Consider the following 18,933-nt stretch of genomic DNA (forward strand, 5'->3'; position numbering starts at 1 on the left):
TTGCGGAACAGGGAGTTTTCCTGGTCCGCTCCGAAAGCAGGGGCAGATCGCCTTCTGGCCACTCAGCGACGCCGAATGGATCGCGAAATTGATGATATCGGGACGGAGATCGAACGGCGACAATCTAGTCTACTAATTTGGCGTTGTCCGGGCCTCAATCACAGCGGGGAATGGCTACGACCGAGTACGAGAAGGAGGCGCCGCCACCAATCGTGCGACTGTGTTCAATGCGGGCCGGGCGTAGCGCTACGGATTTCGAGTGATTCCCGTCTCTCTGCAATCAAACACACGTAAACTGTCGGATCTTACAGCAGTTTTAGGAGAAACCTCTAGGCGCCTTCTAGTCCCTTTCTCGAACACTATGTCATCTACGTAGTGAAACCCAATCTTCAGATTTTTGATGAGCGAGCGAGTGTTACCTGGGCGAACGAACGCAGTCACTTTATTAATTTCTAAATAGTCGAAAGCAAATTGCACTACCGCTCTCCCAGCTTCGACCGCGATGCCTTTCCCGGAGGCAGCAAGGTGGAGGCGGGTTACAATTTACACGTTGCTCTCCTCTACGGAGTCTCCCCGTACAAGTCCACAGTAACCAGCGAATTTTTTGGCCTTACCCTCGTCTTTGATATCGATTATCCAATAGCCGAAACGATGATGCTGCCAATGATTGATGAACTGAAGAAGCTCAGCTTTCGTCTGCTCTATTGTCGGAGAGACTCCGTCTCTGATGGCGTTTACCACGAACGGATCGCTATGCAGTCCATGCAGAAGAATCTCGTCGCAATGCGACGGACACCTTAGGATGAGGTGGGACGTTTCGAGGGTGTACATCGGAAGATTCCTCTCTGGGCTGGCACTTTATAGTTTACGGAAGCTTAACAAAGTTTGAGCCATAACCTTTGAATGCGCGCTCCTTGGTTTAGATTTCTATGAACTCCCTTGTTTCGGGATGCTGTCGTTTTTTAAGATTCACTGATAGGCGCGGTTAATGCACGCTGGTATTGCTGAAGGCACCTAATGGTCTCCGCCTGACATAAGAGTTCTGGGGTAGAATTACCTGCTGCCTGTGCATCATGCGCGGTAGAATATCTCTAGCCGTCTCGCCTTCTGATCATCGGCGGCTGACCGCCCTGGTCATCGACCGCAACAGTCCGCAGAAGAATGTCTGGCGTGCCGAGACCGTGCTGTTGAGCGCCGATGGTGTTGGCACCGTCGAAATCATGCGGCGGACCGGCAAGTCCAAAACGTCTGGCGGTTGACAGCGAGCGCTTCGCAGAGGAAGGCTTTGAAAAACTGCTGCGCACAAGAAGCGGCCCTCGCGCACCCCCCGCTCGGCCCGGATGTCGCCGAACGCGTTGTTGCGCTCACGCTCGAAGACCCGCCCGCCGAGACGACGCGCTGGACGGCCGCCATGATGGCGAAGGTAGCCGACATCAGCGCCAGCGCCAGCCAGCGCATCGGGAAGGCGTATGGTCTTCAGCCACACCGCTCGCGGCAGTTCAAGCTCTCCAACGATCCGACATTTGTCGACAAACGGCGCGATGTCTCGGGCTTTACGTCGGTCCGCCGTCTGATGAAATTTTGCAGATCCAGGCGCCGGACCGAAGCCCCAGCCTGGCCTGTCCATGAAGCTGGGAGGCGGGGGCACCATGGCGCATGACTAGAAGTAGCACGGCACCACCGCTCTCTTTGCCGTGACCAACTTGCTCGACGGCGCGGCCGCAACATGCAGCGGCACCGCCACCAGTAGTTCATTCGCTTCCTCAATGACATCAACGCCGAAAGGCCGGCCAACAAGGCCGTCCAGTCTCGACAACTACTTGCTCACAGCTACCGAAAGTGCGCGCGTGGCGGCATCAGCGCTTCGCCTTCCGTTAATCGCAACGAATTTCCTAACCCTGGCCAAAGTGTACGGGCCGCGGCTTTGATGTACGGGCTCATATTTCAGAAGCACCGCTCATTGCAGGTCCAAATCTCACGCGAAGCTCTTCGTCGCTGCTTAGCGGCCAGACTTGTGGCGGGCACAACTAGGCGCTGAAGTCCCTTGCTGCTCTCCCCGATCCTGGATTCCGTGTCAGGACTTGGTAAAATCAGAAAATACTTCTCCCCTACTGCGATAAAGCTTTCATTATCTCCTATCTGCCGCACCTTCGCTTCCGGCCCAGAAGAACGAACTGAAGATTATTACTAGTCCCCAACTGGTGGAAACGGTGTGATCGACCAATTGATTAAATCGACAGCACGCTGAAGGGCGATCTCGGTCTCAGCAAGGCGCGGGGAAACAGCTATGACCCATCCTAGCGAGTCTCGGTAATCACCTTGCCTGACAATCGGCGTCTTGGGTTCAACATACAATTTGACCGCGGCGACACCTGGTACAGCAGCCGCCAGACTGTCGCCATCAATCCAATCGAGGATGCCATCGCGATCAGGAAGCAGGCACCGCCAGGCAGCAATGTGAGACTGCCTTCTGCGCAAATCCCATTCCTTACCAATGACAAGCTTGATGTGCTCGGCGATGAGATCGACGCCGTAGGCCAGCTGAACCGCATCAGGACCGCCACCAAGACGCGGATTGACTTCAATGACGACCGGGCCCCGCTTGGTCCACCGGAGTTCAACGCACGTTGGTCCCCAGCCAAGGTCGAGAGCTGGCAAACAACTCAGCGAAACGTTGGCGATACGCTCATGCTCCTCATCAGCAAGCGGTGCTGGAAAGATGCCTTCACGGAAGACGAAATGCGGTGGGCGGTCGAAATCAGCGGCCTCAATCCCAAACACCTCATTTCCCATTATATGAACAATATAATGGGGGCCTTGTGCGAATTCTTCGACCAGTATCCTCGACGAAGACTGCAATACGTGCTTCCCGCCCAACAGAAAGGCTGTATATTGAGCCACCTCTTCGACGGTACGGCCCAATCGGACACCGATGCTGCCGCTGCCTACCGTAGGCTTCAGAACTACCGGCAGGCCGAGCTCCGCAGCGCAGCTTTCAACCTCCGCCGCATTCGCTGCGAGGCGATATGCAGGTATCGGAACCCCAGCCTCCGCAAGGAGCTGACGTTGAGTGAATTTGTCGCAGCATCGTTCAATCGATGCGGGGTTCGGTCCTGGTAGATTGAAATGCCGGCAGAGCTTGCCAACTGTCGCATAGACCGACTCGTCGTCACCCGCAAACCCAGTAATGCCAGCAATGCCGTACGTTGCATGCAACCAGGAACATTCGCGGATCAGCGCATCGAGATCGTCTGTATTGACCCGGATTGCCTCAACGTTTTCCACCGCAAGATAGTTATACCGGTCTGGATCGGCTGAAAGGGTAACTGGATGAAGACCTAGACGCTGGGCCGCCTGGATATATAACGGACCATTGCTCCTTGAGCCTTCAATCAGGATGAGCGCTCTTCTCGCCATGGCTGTTAACTCCGATGTTGTGTGCTGTTGGGCGTCTGAGGCGTAAAAGCAACATCACAGCTTTTTGCTGTACCCCGGCTTAATCTACCACAGTCAGATACCTGCGATCGCGAAGACTTGTGAGTTTTTCATGCAAGATCTGTTACACGACGGAATTAGTCGATTCCTCGGTGGTGATGCTGCACAGCAGGGCATGGCCTAGGAGCCTGTCCGACACGCGGGCTGGGGTCGCTTGTAGCTGGCCCTCGATCCCGTCCGGCAGCTTTTGAATGAGGCTCCCAAAGGCGAAGGTCAGATTGGATGCGCCCAGCACCGCGACAAAAATCTGCGCCGGTAAATGACGCCGGTCGCCGGATCGATCACCGGGACCGTGTGCCCGGAATAGCCCGTCTGCATCACCGCGCCCGCCGCATGCCGATTGCTGAATGTCGCGCTCGTCCGGCGTTCGAAAGCGGCGAAGTGCTCGCAGAACCAGGTGTAGCCGTAGCCGTCGGGATGGACGGCGCGATACTCCTGCCACAATAGCGTCAGCGCCACTGTTTCGTCATCATTCCCGAGAATTGCAATGGAGCCGGAGCGTCAGACGAAAGCAGGGGTCCCTGCGTTCGAAGAGCGCTTGGTCAGGACAACCCAGACATGCGCCATCTTGGCGGCAAGTGCGACAACAGCTTTGTTCCGGTGCATATCGATCATCTGCAAGGCCTGGAAAAAAGAGCCCGGACGATTCACACTCCATCCGCTCCGCGCTACCTAACTGCGCTAGGAGTAAGGGGCTGCAGGCTGTTCCTGTTCATTCACACTCGGAAATGGTGTGATCGACCAGCTAACTAAGTCGACGGCACGCTGAAGTATTGCCTGGGTCTGAGCAAGGTTGGGCGAAACGGCCATGACAGATCCGAGAGAGTCTCGGTAATCACCTTTCCTGACGATCGGCTTGTTGGGTTCAACATAGAATTTGACCTCAGCGACACCTGGTACAGCAGCGGCCTGACTGCCGTTGTCGATCCAATCGAGGGTGCCATCGCGGTCGGGAAGTAGGTTCCGCCAGCCCGCAACGTTTGAGTGCGTTTTGCGCAAATTCCATTCATTGCCGATGACAAGCTTGATGTGCTCCGTAATGAGATCGACACCGTCAGCCAGCTGGATGTGTTGAGGACCGCCACCAAGGCGCGGATTGACTTCAATGACGACTGGACCAACCTTCGTCCACCGGAGTTCAACGAAGCTTGGCCCCCAGCCAAGGCCGAGAGCGCGCAAACAGCTCAGCGATACATCGGCCATGCGTTTCTGCTCGTGACCAGTAAGCGGTGCCGGATAGATGCCCTCACGAAAGACAAAATGGGGTGGACGGTCGAAGTCAGCAGCCTCAATCCCAATAACCTCATTTCCCATAATATGGGTGGCATAATAAGGTCCTTGTGCGAATTCTTCCACGAGTATTCTCGGGGAAGACCGCCATGTGTACTTACCGCCCAACAGATAGGTGGTATGTTCGGCTACTTCGTCCACATTGCGGCACAATCGGACACCGCTGCTGCCGGTGCCTACGGCCGGTTTGAGAATCACTGGGAGGCCAATTTCGGCGGCAGCGATTTCTGCATCCGCGGTGTTCATTGCCAAGCGATAAGCAGGCATTGCCACGCCAGCCTCAGCGAGGAGCTGACGTTGAAGGAATTTATCACAGCATCGTTCAACCGATTCGGGGTCCGGGCCCGGTAGGTCGAAGTGCCGGCAGAGCTTGCCAACCATCGCATAAATCTCTTCCTCGGCGCCCGTAATGCCTGCAATCTTATAGGTCGCACGCAGCCGGGAACATACGTGGATCAGCGCATCGAGATTGGCTGTATCGACAGGGATTGTATCAACGCTTTCTGCTGCAAGGTAGCCGTACGGAGCTGGATCAGCCGACAGGGTAATTGGATGAAGACCAAGACGCTGGGCCGCTTGGACGAATAGCAGACCCATACTCCTATGGCCTTCAACCATGATGAGCGCTCTTCTTGTCATTGGCCCTGACCTTTATTGCATGCTATGCGGTGGTCCGAGCGTAAAAAGCATCAGCTCCTTATCGCTCCCGGACCTCAGATTTGGCGGTGAAGTTATCACTGTCGGCGGCCTGCGGTTGCAAAGATTCGCTAAGCTTTAGTTTAAGATTCAACGATTAACGCTGCAGCCGTTGCAGCGCGGCGCGCTCTGACAAAGCTGCGTGCCGACGTTCCGGCGAAGCAGCTGTGGCGCATTTTGTCAGGCCCGGAGAGTTCTGGTGTCCGCCCGCGGTCGCGGCGTCGTTGATCCTTCTTCTCGAACGCCGAGCTCAACGCGGCGATCGCCTAACTGCTAGAGAATCTGAACAATCGGCCGATGCGCCATGTCGGCCAAAGCCGCCGCGAACTGTTCGAGGAGATCGAGCGGGCCGCCTTGAAGCCGCTGCCGGCGGCCGTTCTAATACCCGAGTGGAAGTCGGCGAAGGTCCACCTGACATCGAGTCCGACAAATGCTTCCCTATAATCTTGCTCCCCTATAATCTGCCACGGCTCGTCCTACTGTGATGAGGATCGGCTCGGCCCGCCCGAGTAACCCTCGGACGCGCAGTGTAGGGCGAGCCACCTCACCGGCAGAAGCGGACATACGGTCTTACTCTCGATCAGCATCTGCTCACGAAGGTTGCGGTCAAGTGTAAGACCGTATGTCCGCTTCTGCCGGTGAGGTGGCTCACCCTACACTGCGCGTCCGAGGGTTGCTCGGGCGGTCCGAGCCGATCCTCATCACAGGAGGACGAGCCGTGGCAGATTATAGGGAAGCATTTGTCGGAATCGATGTCGCTAAGCTGAGGAACGCCATCGCGATTGCGGAAGCCGGCCGGGAGGGAGAGGTTCGGTTCTTCGGCGAGGTCGACGCATCGGATACGAGTATGCGCCGCGTTATCCAACGGATCGCTGCCAAGTTCGATCGCATCCACCTATGCTACGAGGCGGGCCCAACCGGCTATGGCCTTTACCGGCTGATCCGTTCCCTTGGCCATGAATGCACCGTGGTCGCGCCATCGCTGATTCCAAGGAAGCCTGGCGATCGGGTGAAAACGAACCGCCGGGATGCTCTTTCATTGGCAAGGCTGCTGCGCGCCGGCGAACTGACGGCGGTATGGGTTCCCGATGAAGATCACGAAGCCATGCGAGATCTCGTTCGCGCCCGGGCAGCCGCGGTCGAGACGCTGCGGGTCCATCGCCAGCAGGTGAGCGCTTTCATGCTCAAGCATGGTCGTGCCTATCCGCGCACGAAGAACTGGACCATGCGCTACCTGCGTTGGTTGCAGGAGCAGCGGTTCGATTATCCTGCACATCAGATCGCGCTCCAGGAAATGGTCGAAGCGGTGCGCGTCTCGAAAGAGCGTGTGGAACGGCTTGATCGCGTGATCGAAGAGTTCATCCCGAACTGGTCGCTGGCGCCGATCGTGCGAGCGCTCCAGACATTGCGTGGGGTCGATCTGATCGTCGCCGTGACGTTCGCCACCGAGGTCGGCGACGTAAGCCGTTTTGAGAGCCCTCGCCAGCTCATGGGCTATCTCGGCCTCGTTCCCGGCGAGCGGTCGACTGGAGAGACAATCAGGCGTGGCGGCATCACCAAGGCAGGCAATGGCCGCGTTCGCCACATGCTGGTTGAGAGCGCCTGGACCTATCGACATCCACCCCGGATCGGCAAGGCGAAGCTGTACCGGTTGGAGCAGGCACCGCCGAAAGTCCGTGAGATCGCATGGAAGGCTCAGGCCCGCCTGACGACCCGGTATCGAAAGCTGGTTGCGCGAGGCAAGCGAACGACGGTGGTCTGCACGGCGATCGCCCGCGAACTAGTCGGCTTCATGTGGGCCGTCGCCAGGGAGGCACGCTCCACCTGATCGCTCGCCGCGGCAGTCTACACCTCGCGCATGGGCGGAGGCGGGACCACGGCAGGGGAATGCCCGTCAGACGCTTTGTGGCCGGCAAATTGACCGACGCCCGCAGTAAGATAGGAACAGCCCCGGACGCACAATCGGGAATGCGGTAGCCAACCCGCGCATCAGAGCTTGATCACCGACGTCCTTCAGTTCCGCCTCCACCCATGCGCGCTCATCAGAATGAGCAGCCGTTCCTCGGATCGGGCGACCTTCTGCGTTCCAAACCTTGACAGCGGACATCAGAGCGATGTTCTCAGGCCACTGCGCTGAGTTCGTGAGCCTGGATGTAGGCCCATGGCAAGAGGTCGTCGATCTGGCTGTTCGGGTGGCCATTGACGATCCTGGTGAGGACATCGGCGAGATAGCCGAGGGGCTCGACGCCGTTGAGTTTGCAGGTTTCGATTAGCGAAGCGACGACGGCCCAGTGCTCGGCGCCGCCGTCCGATCCGGCAAAGAGTGCATTCTTGCGGTTTAGCGCGATAGGACGGATCGAGCGTTCAACAGTGTTGCTATCGATCTCGATGCGGCCATCATCGAGGAAGCGCGAGAGGCCTTCCCAACGCGACAGCGTGTAGCGGATTGCCTCGGCGAGCTTGGTCTTCTGGCTGATCAGCCCGAGCTTCTCGCGCAGCCAGGGCTCGAGAGCGACGGTGATCGGCAGGCTCTTTTCCTGGCGCACGGCACGACGCTGCTCCGCCGATCGTCCACGGATGTCGTCTTCGATGCGATAAAGTTCGGCGATCTGTCTCAGCGCCTCGCAGGCGATTGGCGCGGGACCGGCCGCGGCGAGTTCGTAGAAGCGCCGGCGCACGTGCGCCCAGCAGAAGGCGAGCGTCACGCCGCTCTTGTCGGCGAGCACGCGATAGCCGCCATAGCCGTCCACCTGCAGGATTCCTGTGAAGCCCGCGAGATGAGCGATCGGACGCTCAGCTTTGCGGTCGGGCGCGTAGACATAGGCGACGCCGCGCGGATCGGCTCCGTCCCATGGCCGATCATCGCGGGCATAGGCCCAGAGCTGGCCGGTCTTCGTTTTGCCGCGACCGGGATCGAGCACCGGCGCCGTGGTCTCGTCGGCGAAGAGCTTTGGCGAGGACTTCAGCTTCGCCAGCAGCCGTTCGTGAACCGGACGCAGGTGCCAGGCGGCACGGCCAACCCAGTCGGCGAGTGTCGAGCGGTCGAGATTGATGCCCTGCCGGGCGTAGATCTGCGCCTGGCGATACAGCGGCAGGTGGTCGGCATATTTGGAGACCAGAACCTGGGCAACCGTCGCCTCGGTCGGCAGGCCGCCTTCGATCAGCCGGGCGGGCGCGGGAGCCTGAACGATCACGTCTTCGCAGGCTCGGCAGGCATATTTGGGTCGGCGCACGACGATCACACGCAGCTGCGCCGGAACGATGTCGAGCCGCTCGCTTACGTCCTCGCCGATCCGATGCAAGTCATTGCGGCAGCACGGGCAGGCATGGTCCTCGATGTCGACCACCATATCCGTGCGTGGCAGATGGGGTGGCAACGCACCGCGGTTCGCCCGACGCTTGGTGACACGCGCCTGACGCTCCATGGGAGCAGCCTGTTCGTTCTCCTCCTCGCCGGCCGCCTCGATCTGCTCGGCTTCTTCAAGTCCCAGCAGCAGCTGGTCTTCCGGCAGCGTCTCAGCACGACGGCCGAAGCGGTGGCGCTGCAATTCCTTGATGATCTGGATCAACCGGGCGTTCTCGACGTCGCGCGCCAGCACCATCGCCTTCAGCGCATCCGGATCGTCGGGAAGCTGGTCCGCCGTCATCGCCATGAGTGGATCAGACCATATTCGTCGACAGCCCGCGACAGCGGAATCCAGGCTGATTCACTTGGTCGCGGGTCAGCCCGCCTGGGCTGGAACACGGGTCCGGCGCGCCTCGTGGACGCGCCGCCAGTCGAGTCCTTCGAGCAGCGCCGAGAACTGCGCCGCCGTCAGCTGCATCACGCCATCCTGAACCTTTGGCCAGCGGAACTCCCCGTCCTCCAAGCGCTTGGCATAGAGGCAGACGCCGGTGCCGTCCCAGAAGATCAGCTTGATCCGGTCAGTCCGCTTCGCCCGGAAGACGTAAACGGCCCCGCTGAACGGATCGGCCCCCATCGTCTCTCGCACCAGCGCCGCCAATCCCTCCGCACCCTTGCGGAAGTCGACCGGCTTCGTCGCCACCATGACCTTGACCGCACCCGTCGGCCCGATCACGACGTCGCCTTCAGCGCGCGGATCACCGCCGCCACCGTCTTGGCGTCGGCGCCACGGCCGACCCGCATGGCGACGCCGTCGATCTCCAACTCGATAACGCCGGCGTCGCGGGCAGCTTTCCGTTTGCGTTGTGGCTGTTGTTTCCCCGTCGGTTCCGGCTTCGGAGCCGGCACCACTGCCGGCACGAACAACGGTTCCGGTGCCAGCGCTTCCGCCAACGGCACACGAGCAGCCCGACGCCAGGCGAACAACTGCTGCGGGGACAATGCATACCGCCGGGCCACGGCACTCACGGTCTCGCCGGCATCGTAACTTTCAGCCACGATCCGGGCTTTCTCTTCCGGCAGCCATTCGCGCCGCCGACCGGAACCCGTGAACACCTCGAAACGGCGCGCGGGCTCAAGATTGCTGGATTTAAGCGTAAGCTCTGAAATCGTCATGTGTCGAAGCCCTCAAAGGCTCCGAACATCGTTCCTCACGACCACGCGCGAAAGGTGCCACCAGAACAGCGCTTACGGTCAAGTGCGCCGAGCGGCTCATCGAGCAAGAGGAACGGCGGATCAGCGATCAGGGCTCGAGCAAGCGCCACGCGCTGTTACTGGCCGCCGCTCAATTGCGACGGCATGCGGCCGCCAAAGTCGGTGAGGTGCACGCGCGCGAGCATGCGGTCGACCTGCGCTGCCTCTCGGCAGCCTTCATGCCGCGCATTTCGAGCGGGAATTCTAGGTTCGGCGCACCGTGAGGTGCGGAAACAGCGCATAGCTCTGGAAGACGATGCCTTGGTCGCGCCGATAAGACTGCACCGCCGCGACCTAATTCCCAGCAATCCGGATGTCTCCCTCAGTGGGCGCTACGAACCCGGCGAGCAGCATCAGGGCCGTGGTCTTGCCCGAACCCCTTGGGACCGACGGTCAGCGACAAATTGCTGACCGCAGCGACTGCCCCATACATCTTGTGACGCTGCCGAACTCAATCTGGGCCGGAACCGAGTTTTTCTCCAATGCTTCATCCTCGGCAATTGGCGGGGTGATGTTCTTTAGATCCAAGGTCACGGCAGGCCGGACAGTGCCGAGCGGTCGAGCCCCATCCATACTACGACATCAACCATTTAACTAGTTTTAGAGGCCCTTCGACCGCCAGATGAGCCAACGTCTAGCTGAGCCGAGCGTTTGCCGCGCACATGATTAAGACCGCTGATTACAGTTATCGAGTGGTCATAAAATGGACCGGCCAGTCGATTTGTATCACCTCTGCTCCGAACCGGGCAAGATAGGAACGTCGAATGCAGGTCAGCGACAGTATTAGTCAGATCCAGATTGGTCTCAAGCCATTCTTTCGGTCTGCCAAGCGGAGCGTCGGGCGCCTTTCCAGGCATTGCCGAGAGTGCGGCGACTGCTCACATGCATCCAGCAACAATTTGGCAATACCAGCTGAATCTCAGATATTTTCGACTGCACGTCGCACTGCAATTAGCCGCTTCTCCCAGGCGTCGCCGGTGAGCCTCTTTGCGCGCGCTGCCAAGAGTTGCGGACGAAGGATGTCGCGCAGTGCATCGGTCAGGGGCGGACCGGGCAGGCGGCTCCAGTCAGTGTCCATCAGGATCGACCATTTTTCTTCATCTATCTCGCCGGAACCCTTCGGATCTATCCAACCCAATTGGGCCTCACATGGGCCTGAAATGCCATAGCGAAGACCAGGTCCGCCCTTAATGATGTTGTCGATCTCTTCCATCGTAGCCTCGCCGGCGGCGATCATTTGGAACCCCTCCCGCCACATCGCGGCTTGCAGGCGATTGCCGATAAAACCCGGAACGGCATGCGACATTACAACCGGTTGTTTGCCGATGCTGCGGTAGAATTCGACCGCAGCTTCAAGTCTTTCAGTCGGCATTTCAGGTGTGCCGACGATCTCCATGGCCCGGATCAGGTGCGGGGGGGAAAAAGGATGTGCTACGAGGAGGCGACCCGGATTGGGAATGTCTCTAGCGATATCGGCTGGCAAAAGTCCTGATGTGGAGGAGGCGATAATCGCATCGAGCGGCGCTAGACTGGCTATTTCCCGGACCAGCACTCGTTTGAGTTCAATCTGTTCCGGGGCATTTTCCTGGACGAGCTCTGCCTCAGCAACCGCATCACCCAAACTGCCGCAAAGTCGAAGGCGCGTACGTACAGTTGGCATTTGAAGCTCTCGCAATTGCGGCTCGTAGCGGTCGAGGGCGGCCAATAGACGATCCTGCCAACCCGGCCTCGGGCCCCATGCGGTCACCTCATGCGTGCCAGTAATGAACAATGCCACCCAGCTCGCGCCTATGGTTCCTGTGCCAATGCATGCGACGCGCATAGTTTACCTCATATCAATGGATCTGGAGAGTGACTTCTCAGGTGGGCTGCGAGAAAACCCGAAGAACCTGAAGCGATGACAACATTAGGCGCCAAGGGCCTCAAGCGTCATCCGGCATATGGTTGTGATGTCGTAGATAGGCAGCCCTGTCATACGGCGGATTGCCGGCGTTATCGGCGGGAATCCAGTGCACGTGAACAGTAACGCAGCGATCTCCGGATGTGCGCCGCGGAGCCGGGCGACGCAAGCTGCCACATCATTCTCAATGTCGGCGATATCGGTCGGTTGCGGTGGACGCATGGACGCGTTTTCCAAAATCTTACCGCCTTCAATGCCGCCGATGACGATCCGATCCCGGTCGGCCTGATCACTGAGCCCAAGCAAATCATCTCGAAACACTCGTGAATCAGCTGTGACGACAGCGAGTTTGGCTTTGGGGGGCAGTTGGCGGAGCAGCGTCGGCACTAGGAGCAGACTGGACATTACGACCGGGACGCTTACAGCCGCAGCCACCGCCGCCTGATGCCGGACAGCAGAGCCGCAGTCCGAGGTGATTACGACCGCGCCCCGCTCTACGAGCCTCCGAGCTGCTGTCACAAAAGCCGGCTGGAGCGCAGGTTCGCCCAGCATGACAACATCCGCCCAAGCTCCTTCGACGGTTTCTGATATGACGGGAAACTCGAAAGTAGCTGAACTAAACAGCGAGCCGGACGGCGGCGCCGGCGGCGCCACGCTGGGTGGCAAGGCAGGTTCCAAACCCAGAATTCCAAGGCAGCTCTCGATTTGCGACGTCATTCTGGCCTCCAGGGTCGTGCAGATACATTTGATGTGCATGGTGTATGCGCATTCATCAAATATCGACTGTCGCCGCCGACCACCTGGGTGCCAAATGTCCATGTGCGGTAGCAATTTCGCAGATCCAGTGGTTACAGCCTGACAGAAGAGTCCGATTTTGGCATTCCCTTTGGGAAGTGTGCGTCGAGTCTGGCGCATGCGGACGGAAGATGGTCCGCTCCCAGTCTCGCCGAAGCCAGAAACAGAGCTGTGTGTTCAGCTGCGTCTCCGCTCTAGACCAAATGTTCTCCTGGGACATTCAGTCTAGCAAGTTCGAGGTGTCCTTATTTCGACGGATGGTTACGGATGCATATTCGCTCGTACAGGTCGCCGAACGTCGCCGCCTCAATTATCTCATCCAATTGCGGCGACCTCCAATTGTTGCTTTTATCCAAATTAGCTTGGAGCTCTGCGGCGATAAGGCTGTCTCCCCCAACATCAAAAAAGTTATCGTCCAAGCATATTTCGTTATCTCCGATAATATTTTTAACTTCATCAAGAAAAATTTTCCTCGGATCATCGTTGCTAAACATGTTTAGTTTTCCTGGTTCGACTACTTTTTCTGCCATAACCCTTTTCTCCTCTTATTACTACTCGTCTGGCGTCGTGAACTCTTCTCCCCTTTGCTGTTCTCGCTCCCCGGACTGCCGCGGAACCGTCCGCCTCGCAAGCTGATCGTCCGGCCAGCATCGGTGACCGTCGAATGAGTACGTTGGAAGGGAAATGCGACGGCGAGTACCGAACGGTTCCAATTGATCACTGGCCCGTTTCCAATCCACCGCAACACCCGCGGCCCAGAGTGCCCCAAGGCATTCCAGAAGGACATGGCGGTCAGTGGATTGTTCATCGTTCTCGTCGCGCGCGGCTGGGACGATCGATGGAATTCGGGTCTTCCGGTCCTCTGAGTTGATTGCTCCCTGTGCCAGACGCGCCAGATTTCGTGAGGGCCCGATGTCAACGAGTGCAGCTACACCAGCCGCGACAACGGGCTTGAGAGCACGATCAAATCGGAGAGGCTCGATCGCTTGCCTGCTCAAGTAGGTGTCCTGCAAGGGTATTTTCGCTTCATGCAGAGCTCCTGAGTTGAGAGCAATGGCCACATTCGGCAGGCCCTTTTCGAGTGTACGGACCCGCGCGTCGATGGCGTCAGTCGCTCCTTTCATCAGCGGCGAATGGCTGGGGACGCCAGCTGTAATAAGGAGGTTGTTGGTGATCTGTCGATGTTCGAGACTTTCCTGAAGCCTTTCCAGAAGTTCCCGCTTGCCGGTGAACACGACGTCGGTATTTGAGTTCACGATACCGACGCCGATCTCGCCAGCTTCTGCTCGATCACGCCAAGCGTCCTCCGTGAGGATACGCTCAGCCTCGCTCGGGCCGCATCCGGCCGCAAGCATAGCACCATCGATACCAATATTTGCCACCGCACGGCTCCGAGCGATCGTCAGCTCAACAGCATCTTCCACTTTTAGAATGCCCGCTAGGGTAGCCACAACGTATTCGCTCATGCTGTGTCCGACGAGATAAGCGGGCTGAACTCCGAACAGTTCTAGCGAACGCGCCATGGCGAATTGCACGGAGAAAATCATGACACTGATTTCTTCGAAGGAAGCCGTCCGGTATTTGTCGTCTTCCCCAAACATGACCGTCTCCAGGTCACGATCCAGGAGCCGGCGACAAGCGGCCGCACAAGTCAGGAAAGCATTGCGGAAGTCCGGCACGTGATCGAACAGATCCTTGAACATCCGCGGGTGCTGCACTCCGCAGCCCGGCAGCATGAAGCCAATAGACGGCGAGGAAAAGGTCCGATCAGCTGTACGATCCCCTTCTTCTTCCAACCTCGCGATGGCCGTGCCCAAGTTGCGCGCCACCACAACGGTTCGATGCGCGAAGTGGCATCTCGCCACGCGTAGTGTATGAGCGACGTCACCAAGATCGATGTCGCGGTTGCGCCGCAAGAACGCAGCTAGATTCAGGCAGGCCCGGCTTAGCGCTGACGGGGTCTTTGCAGATAGGCAAAGGGCGTGAGATCCCCGTGCAATCGATCCGGGCCAAGCCCTTGCATTGTCGCTGTCCCATTCCTGCAGCACGATATGGCAGTTGGTTCCTCCCATACCGAGTCCAGTAACTCCGGCAGTTCGTGAACGTCCCGGCGGACGGGGCCAAGGTCTAAGCTGCTCATTGATGAAGAAAGGCGTGTCTTCCAGTCCCAGATCTTCATTCAGCCGATTGATTTTGATTGTCGCTGGGATTACTCCGTGCTGAAGCGTGAGAGCTGTCTTGATAAAGCTCGCGACCCCTGAGGCGATGTTGGCATGGCCGATATTCGGTTTAATTGACCCGAGCGCACAGGCGTTCGCCTGCCCCGCGAAGACATCTGCCAGTGCGCGGACCTCGATTGGGTCGCCGACCTTGGTGCCGGTCCCATGAGTTTCGATATATTCCACATCTTCAGGGCCAAGTGCCGCGGAGGCAAGTGCTTGGCGCACAACTTCGGCCTGGCCTCGTGCGCTAGGCGCCGAGAAGGATGATTTGGCGCGGCCGTCGTTGTTAATGGCACATCCTTTTACCACCGCGTGGATCGAGTCGTTCGCCTCAAGCGCGTCTTCAAGGCGCTTGAGAACGACAACCCCTACCCCATCTCCGAGCACCGTGCCACTTGCATCGGCATCAAAGGCCCGGCACACACCGTCCGAAGAATTAATGAAGTCCTTGACAAACTGATACCCCGCTTGAGGGAAGGTGATACTCGAGCCCCCTGCCAACGCCATGTCGCAATAGCCGGCCGCGAGCGACTGAGCGGCGACCGCGATCGCCACTAACCCAGTTGAGCATGAGGTTTGCACCGCAATGCTTGGGCCGTTAAGGTTCAGCATGTAGGACACGCGCGCGGCAAGGTAGTCCTTCTCGTTGCCGAGCTCCGTCAGGAAAGCGAGTGGCGCGTTGGTGGGATCGCTGAGGCTGCCCTTCAAATGGTGCAGTAGATAGAGTGGGGAAGAAGACCCTGCGAACACTCCGGTCCGGCCTTCATGCTGGGTTGGCGCATATCCGGCCGACTCAAGTGCCTTCCAGCAGCATTCGAGAAACAGCCGATGCTGCGGGTCCATTAACGTTGCCTCACGCCTCGAGAGGCTCCAGAAATCCGGATCGAAAAGGTCCACATCGTTGAGATGGGCGCCCACGCGCACATAATCCGGGCGATTCAGGACAGCTTCCGCAATGCCTCGGGCCTTGAGCTCCTGCCTGGAGAGCGAGGTGATCGAGCATACCCCCTGGCAGAGGTTCTCCCACAGCGCGTCTACCGTCTCCGCGCCAGGAAAACGCGCGGCCATACCAATCACCGCAATGTCCATACTGGGGCTGCTTCGACGGTCCAGCGCCTTCACATGCGCCCTACGCGCCAAGACTGGCGGTGTTTTGGGGAGCTTGCCGATTTGGGGACGTCCCTGCTCGCCAATGCGTTTGCGGAGAAGAGCCGCGAGTTCGTTAAAGGTCGGATTGAGGAAGACCTCCACTACCCGGAGTTGCACCTTCAGACTCTCACGAATCTGCGTGCAGAGGCGGGCAGCCAGAAGGGAGTGTCCGCCGCAGTCGAAAAAATTGTCGCCCAGATCGGCAGCTTCGGCCTGGAGAAGGTCTCGCCAGGCTGCGCGAAGTGCTGATTCGACCTCGTCGGTACCGGTCACCAGAGCGCACGACTCTTGCGCGAGCCCGCGAAGGCGCGACCGATCAAGTTTTCCGTTAGCCGCAATGGGCAATTCCCGTACCGCCACGAAATGCGCAGGTATCGCATAGTGCGGTAACTCGGACTTTAAATGCGCTCGCAAAGGAGCCTCCCAGCCTCTGCAACCATCGTGCAGCACCACATAGGCGACCAGTCGGTCCGGCTGGCCTGTCGTCGAATCGAGCTCAGGCAATACGGCGGCGGAGCGGACCCCGGCGTAGCGAAGCAAGGCAGCTTCTACAGACCCGGGCACGAGGCTGTAACCTCGGATCTTCACCATGAAAGCGCAGCGCCCGATAATTTCCAAGTGGCCACTTGGCAGCATACGACCAAGATCGCCAGTGCGGAACATCGTGCCATCTGCGCGAAACGGGTCGGGAAAGAACCTTTCGCGTGTCATCTCTGGGCTGCCGAGATATCCATGAGCCAAGACATCGCCGCCGACGAAGACCTCGCCCAAGAAGCCCATTGGGACGGGATCGCGTTGCTCCCCCAGGATATAGACACTGACATTGTACTGAGGCCTACCCACCGGCGCGACCTTTTGTATTATCGCAGGATCGACCTCGCTCAAGTCAATATGCGAAACATCACATGCCTCCGCTGCGCCGTAGTAATTGATGATTCTGATGTGCGGCAGCGCGTCCCTGACCCGCGCAAGCAACGCTGCTGTTAGTACCTCGCCTGATAGGTAGATCAATCTGAGATCGGGAAGGCGGGAGGGGAGGTCAAGGAAGCCGCTGCTGATAATCACGTCCAGCAGTGATGGGGTTAGCAATATTCTGGAAATTCGATTTCGCTCCAGGTACTCGACCAGCTGATGCGGATCGTAGATAACGTCATCGGGGACCAGATAGGCTGGAATCCCGGCGAGGATCGGCCGCATTATGTCCCCGAAGAGATTGACCGCCTCACGCTCACCAAGCGTGTATGGCAGCGCATGATAGCGCCACTGGTTGGCGCATACACTGCTTCGGTGGGGGCAGACAATCCCTTTTGGTTCACCAGTCGTGCCAGACGAAAATGAGATCTGGGCCGGCGCATCGATATTCACCGGTTGCGGATTGGCCGGGCTGGCCTTGCCAAGTTGTGCTTCCCAACCCTCGTCGAGCGACAGCGCAATACCGGACCAGTCAGGCGGAAGCTTGGCTGCGAAATGGTCGCTGGTGACGACGATTTCAACACATGCTTTCGCAAGTATTCGCTTTACCGCAGCGGCGGGCAATGCTTTGTCAAGCACGACGTAGGCCGCCCCTGTTTTTAGAATACCGAACAAAGCGACGGCGTATTCAGGTGAAGTATCCATCAGGATACCCACGCTGGAACCTCGGCTCTGACCATGTCCAAGAAGGTGCCTGGATAGAATGTCGGTTAGGTCGTCGAGTTCACGATATGTGATGGTCGTAGCCTCTGAAACGATGGCAGGACTGTCGGGGGTGAGAGCTGCTTGTTTGCGGAATCGCTCATGCAGCGTTAGATTAGTATAAGGGAAGACCTCGCCGTGTTGGATAGAAACCGGAAGTTGTCCCTTCACCTCGCTAACCTCGCGCAGGAGGCTGGACACCACCTGCTCCGTCATGGCATGGGTGAAAAAGTGATCGCCATCAAACATAATCCGGGCGAAGCGCGACGTCGTAAGCCGACGCCATCCGTCTAGGTCATTGGCATTGATTTCGTCCTCAACTCCGCCCATTGCGGTGATTGCCGCCTTGAGAGGCTTTGGCAGGTTTCGGTCGTAAGTCTCCGCAAGTTCGAAGTCGGCCCGCAGGGGCGGCAAAATGAAGTCCAATAGCAGTTTCTCGTTTGCCAGCGCCTTCTTGGGGACCATACCAAGGGTACGAATCACATCGGTTAGCTTATCATCGGTGTATGTATACATCGGCGGCTCTTGCGGGGGCAGATCCGCTGACGGGTGAGCAGACACGACCACATGGAAGGGAGATGGCCGACCGGCCTCCTCAAGGGAGCGGGCAATCTCGTAGGCCACGAGGGCACCTGCGCTATGACCGAAGAAAACGAAGGGGCTATCGCTGTATTCCTGGAGCGCCTCGATGACCATGGGTGCCAGTACGTCCATGCTGCGAATGGCGGCCTCCGCTGATCGTTTGCCGCGCCCGGGAAGATCCAAGCAAATAAGCTCAATGTCGTCAGGGAGATAGTCTGGCCAATTACGGAACGACTGGACGCTACCCCCCCCATGGGGGAAGCAAATTAGCCGATACGACGGCGCAAGTGAACTCTTTACAACACTAAGCAGTGTTTTTGACTTACCAGGAAGTTGTTCCATCTCTCAAGCCACTCCACCTAGATTCCGCCTGAAAACGCCTCTTTCTTAGCGGACATTTCTTTTTTATGAGGACTTCCAATTCGGTCTTTATAGCACTAGAAGCTGCCACTTCGACCTAAGCTTACGGCAGCCAAAGTAGCACGGTTATCTAATGTAGAATGTTAAGATGTATCAAACTTCAGTTCAGGCAT

Annotated in this window: 12 protein-coding genes and 3 pseudogenes; 5 read left to right on the forward strand and 10 right to left on the reverse strand. The window is 58.3% G+C overall.

Translation table 11 applies throughout. The features are described 5' to 3' along the window. The first annotated feature begins 471 nt into the window (after positions 1-471). From A9K65_RS30925 to A9K65_RS36230, 3 genes and pseudogenes are all read left to right on the forward strand, one after another. Positions 472-801, forward strand: a complete 330-nt coding sequence (locus A9K65_RS30925; RefSeq protein WP_064994219.1) for a hypothetical protein — start codon at positions 472-474, stop codon at positions 799-801. 272 nt (positions 802-1,073) lie between these two features. Next, on the forward strand, positions 1,074-1,259 hold the full coding sequence (locus tag A9K65_RS35400; protein ID WP_064994220.1) for a hypothetical protein: 186 nt from the start codon (positions 1,074-1,076) through the stop codon (positions 1,257-1,259). Between the two features lie 191 nt (positions 1,260-1,450). Then, positions 1,451-1,572, forward strand: a pseudogene (locus tag A9K65_RS36230) (IS630 family transposase); the annotation flags it as partial. 615 nt (positions 1,573-2,187) lie between these two features. Here A9K65_RS36230 and A9K65_RS30935 read toward each other — a convergent pair. The 3 genes and pseudogenes from A9K65_RS30935 to A9K65_RS30945 all read right to left on the reverse strand — a co-directional run bounded on the left by A9K65_RS30935 (position 2,188) and on the right by A9K65_RS30945 (position 5,424). Further along, positions 2,188-3,417, reverse strand: a complete 1,230-nt coding sequence (locus A9K65_RS30935) for an acetyl-CoA carboxylase biotin carboxylase subunit family protein (protein ID WP_084015912.1) — start codon at positions 3,415-3,417, stop codon at positions 2,188-2,190. A 229-nt stretch (positions 3,418-3,646) separates the two neighbouring features. Further along, positions 3,647-3,954: pseudogene (locus A9K65_RS30940) on the reverse strand (IS21 family transposase); the annotation flags it as partial. Positions 3,955-4,176: 222 nt separating this feature from the next. Beyond that, complete coding sequence (locus A9K65_RS30945) at positions 4,177-5,424, reverse strand: acetyl-CoA carboxylase biotin carboxylase subunit family protein (protein ID WP_064994224.1); 1,248 nt, start codon at positions 5,422-5,424, stop codon at positions 4,177-4,179. Between the two features lie 267 nt (positions 5,425-5,691). On the opposite strand from A9K65_RS30945, the pseudogene A9K65_RS30950 reads away from it, so the two are divergent. Beyond that, positions 5,692-5,892, forward strand: a pseudogene (locus tag A9K65_RS30950) (IS21 family transposase); the annotation flags it as partial. A gap of 211 nt (positions 5,893-6,103) precedes the next feature. Further along, complete coding sequence (locus tag A9K65_RS30955) at positions 6,104-7,309, forward strand: IS110 family transposase (RefSeq protein ID WP_224684877.1); 1,206 nt, start codon at positions 6,104-6,106, stop codon at positions 7,307-7,309. A 292-nt stretch (positions 7,310-7,601) separates the two neighbouring features. On the opposite strand, the gene A9K65_RS30960 is transcribed toward A9K65_RS30955, so the two are convergent. The 7 genes from A9K65_RS30960 to A9K65_RS30995 form a co-directional block, all read right to left on the reverse strand. Further along, on the reverse strand, positions 7,602-9,134 hold the full coding sequence (locus A9K65_RS30960; RefSeq protein ID WP_064993412.1) for an IS66 family transposase: 1,533 nt from the start codon (positions 9,132-9,134) through the stop codon (positions 7,602-7,604). A 69-nt stretch (positions 9,135-9,203) separates the two neighbouring features. After that, positions 9,204-9,560, reverse strand: a complete 357-nt coding sequence (tnpB, locus tag A9K65_RS30965) for an IS66 family insertion sequence element accessory protein TnpB (protein ID WP_064993413.1) — start codon at positions 9,558-9,560, stop codon at positions 9,204-9,206. Further along, entirely contained in the window at positions 9,557-10,000 is a 444-nt protein-coding gene (locus A9K65_RS30970) for a transposase (RefSeq protein WP_064993414.1), read from the reverse strand. Before A9K65_RS30970 ends, tnpB begins: the two co-directional genes overlap by 4 nt. Before the next feature lie 997 nt (positions 10,001-10,997). Then, positions 10,998-11,900, reverse strand: a complete 903-nt coding sequence (locus A9K65_RS30980) for a 3-hydroxyacyl-CoA dehydrogenase NAD-binding domain-containing protein (protein WP_086081363.1) — start codon at positions 11,898-11,900, stop codon at positions 10,998-11,000. Positions 11,901-11,984: 84 nt separating this feature from the next. Continuing rightward, entirely contained in the window at positions 11,985-12,695 is a 711-nt protein-coding gene (locus A9K65_RS35755; RefSeq protein WP_181168658.1) for a hypothetical protein, read from the reverse strand. A gap of 323 nt (positions 12,696-13,018) precedes the next feature. Further along, positions 13,019-13,303 carry an acyl carrier protein gene (locus A9K65_RS30990; protein ID WP_084016206.1) on the reverse strand — a complete coding sequence of 95 codons (285 nt, stop codon included), beginning with the start codon at positions 13,301-13,303 and terminating at the stop codon, positions 13,019-13,021. 21 nt (positions 13,304-13,324) lie between these two features. After that, on the reverse strand, positions 13,325-18,742 hold the full coding sequence (locus tag A9K65_RS30995) for a type I polyketide synthase (protein ID WP_084016208.1): 5,418 nt from the start codon (positions 18,740-18,742) through the stop codon (positions 13,325-13,327). Positions 18,743-18,933: the final 191 nt, after the last annotated feature.

It is taken from the genome of Mesorhizobium sp. WSM1497 (assembly GCF_001672455.2).
Taxonomy (GTDB): Bacteria; Pseudomonadota; Alphaproteobacteria; order Rhizobiales; family Rhizobiaceae; genus Mesorhizobium; species Mesorhizobium ciceri.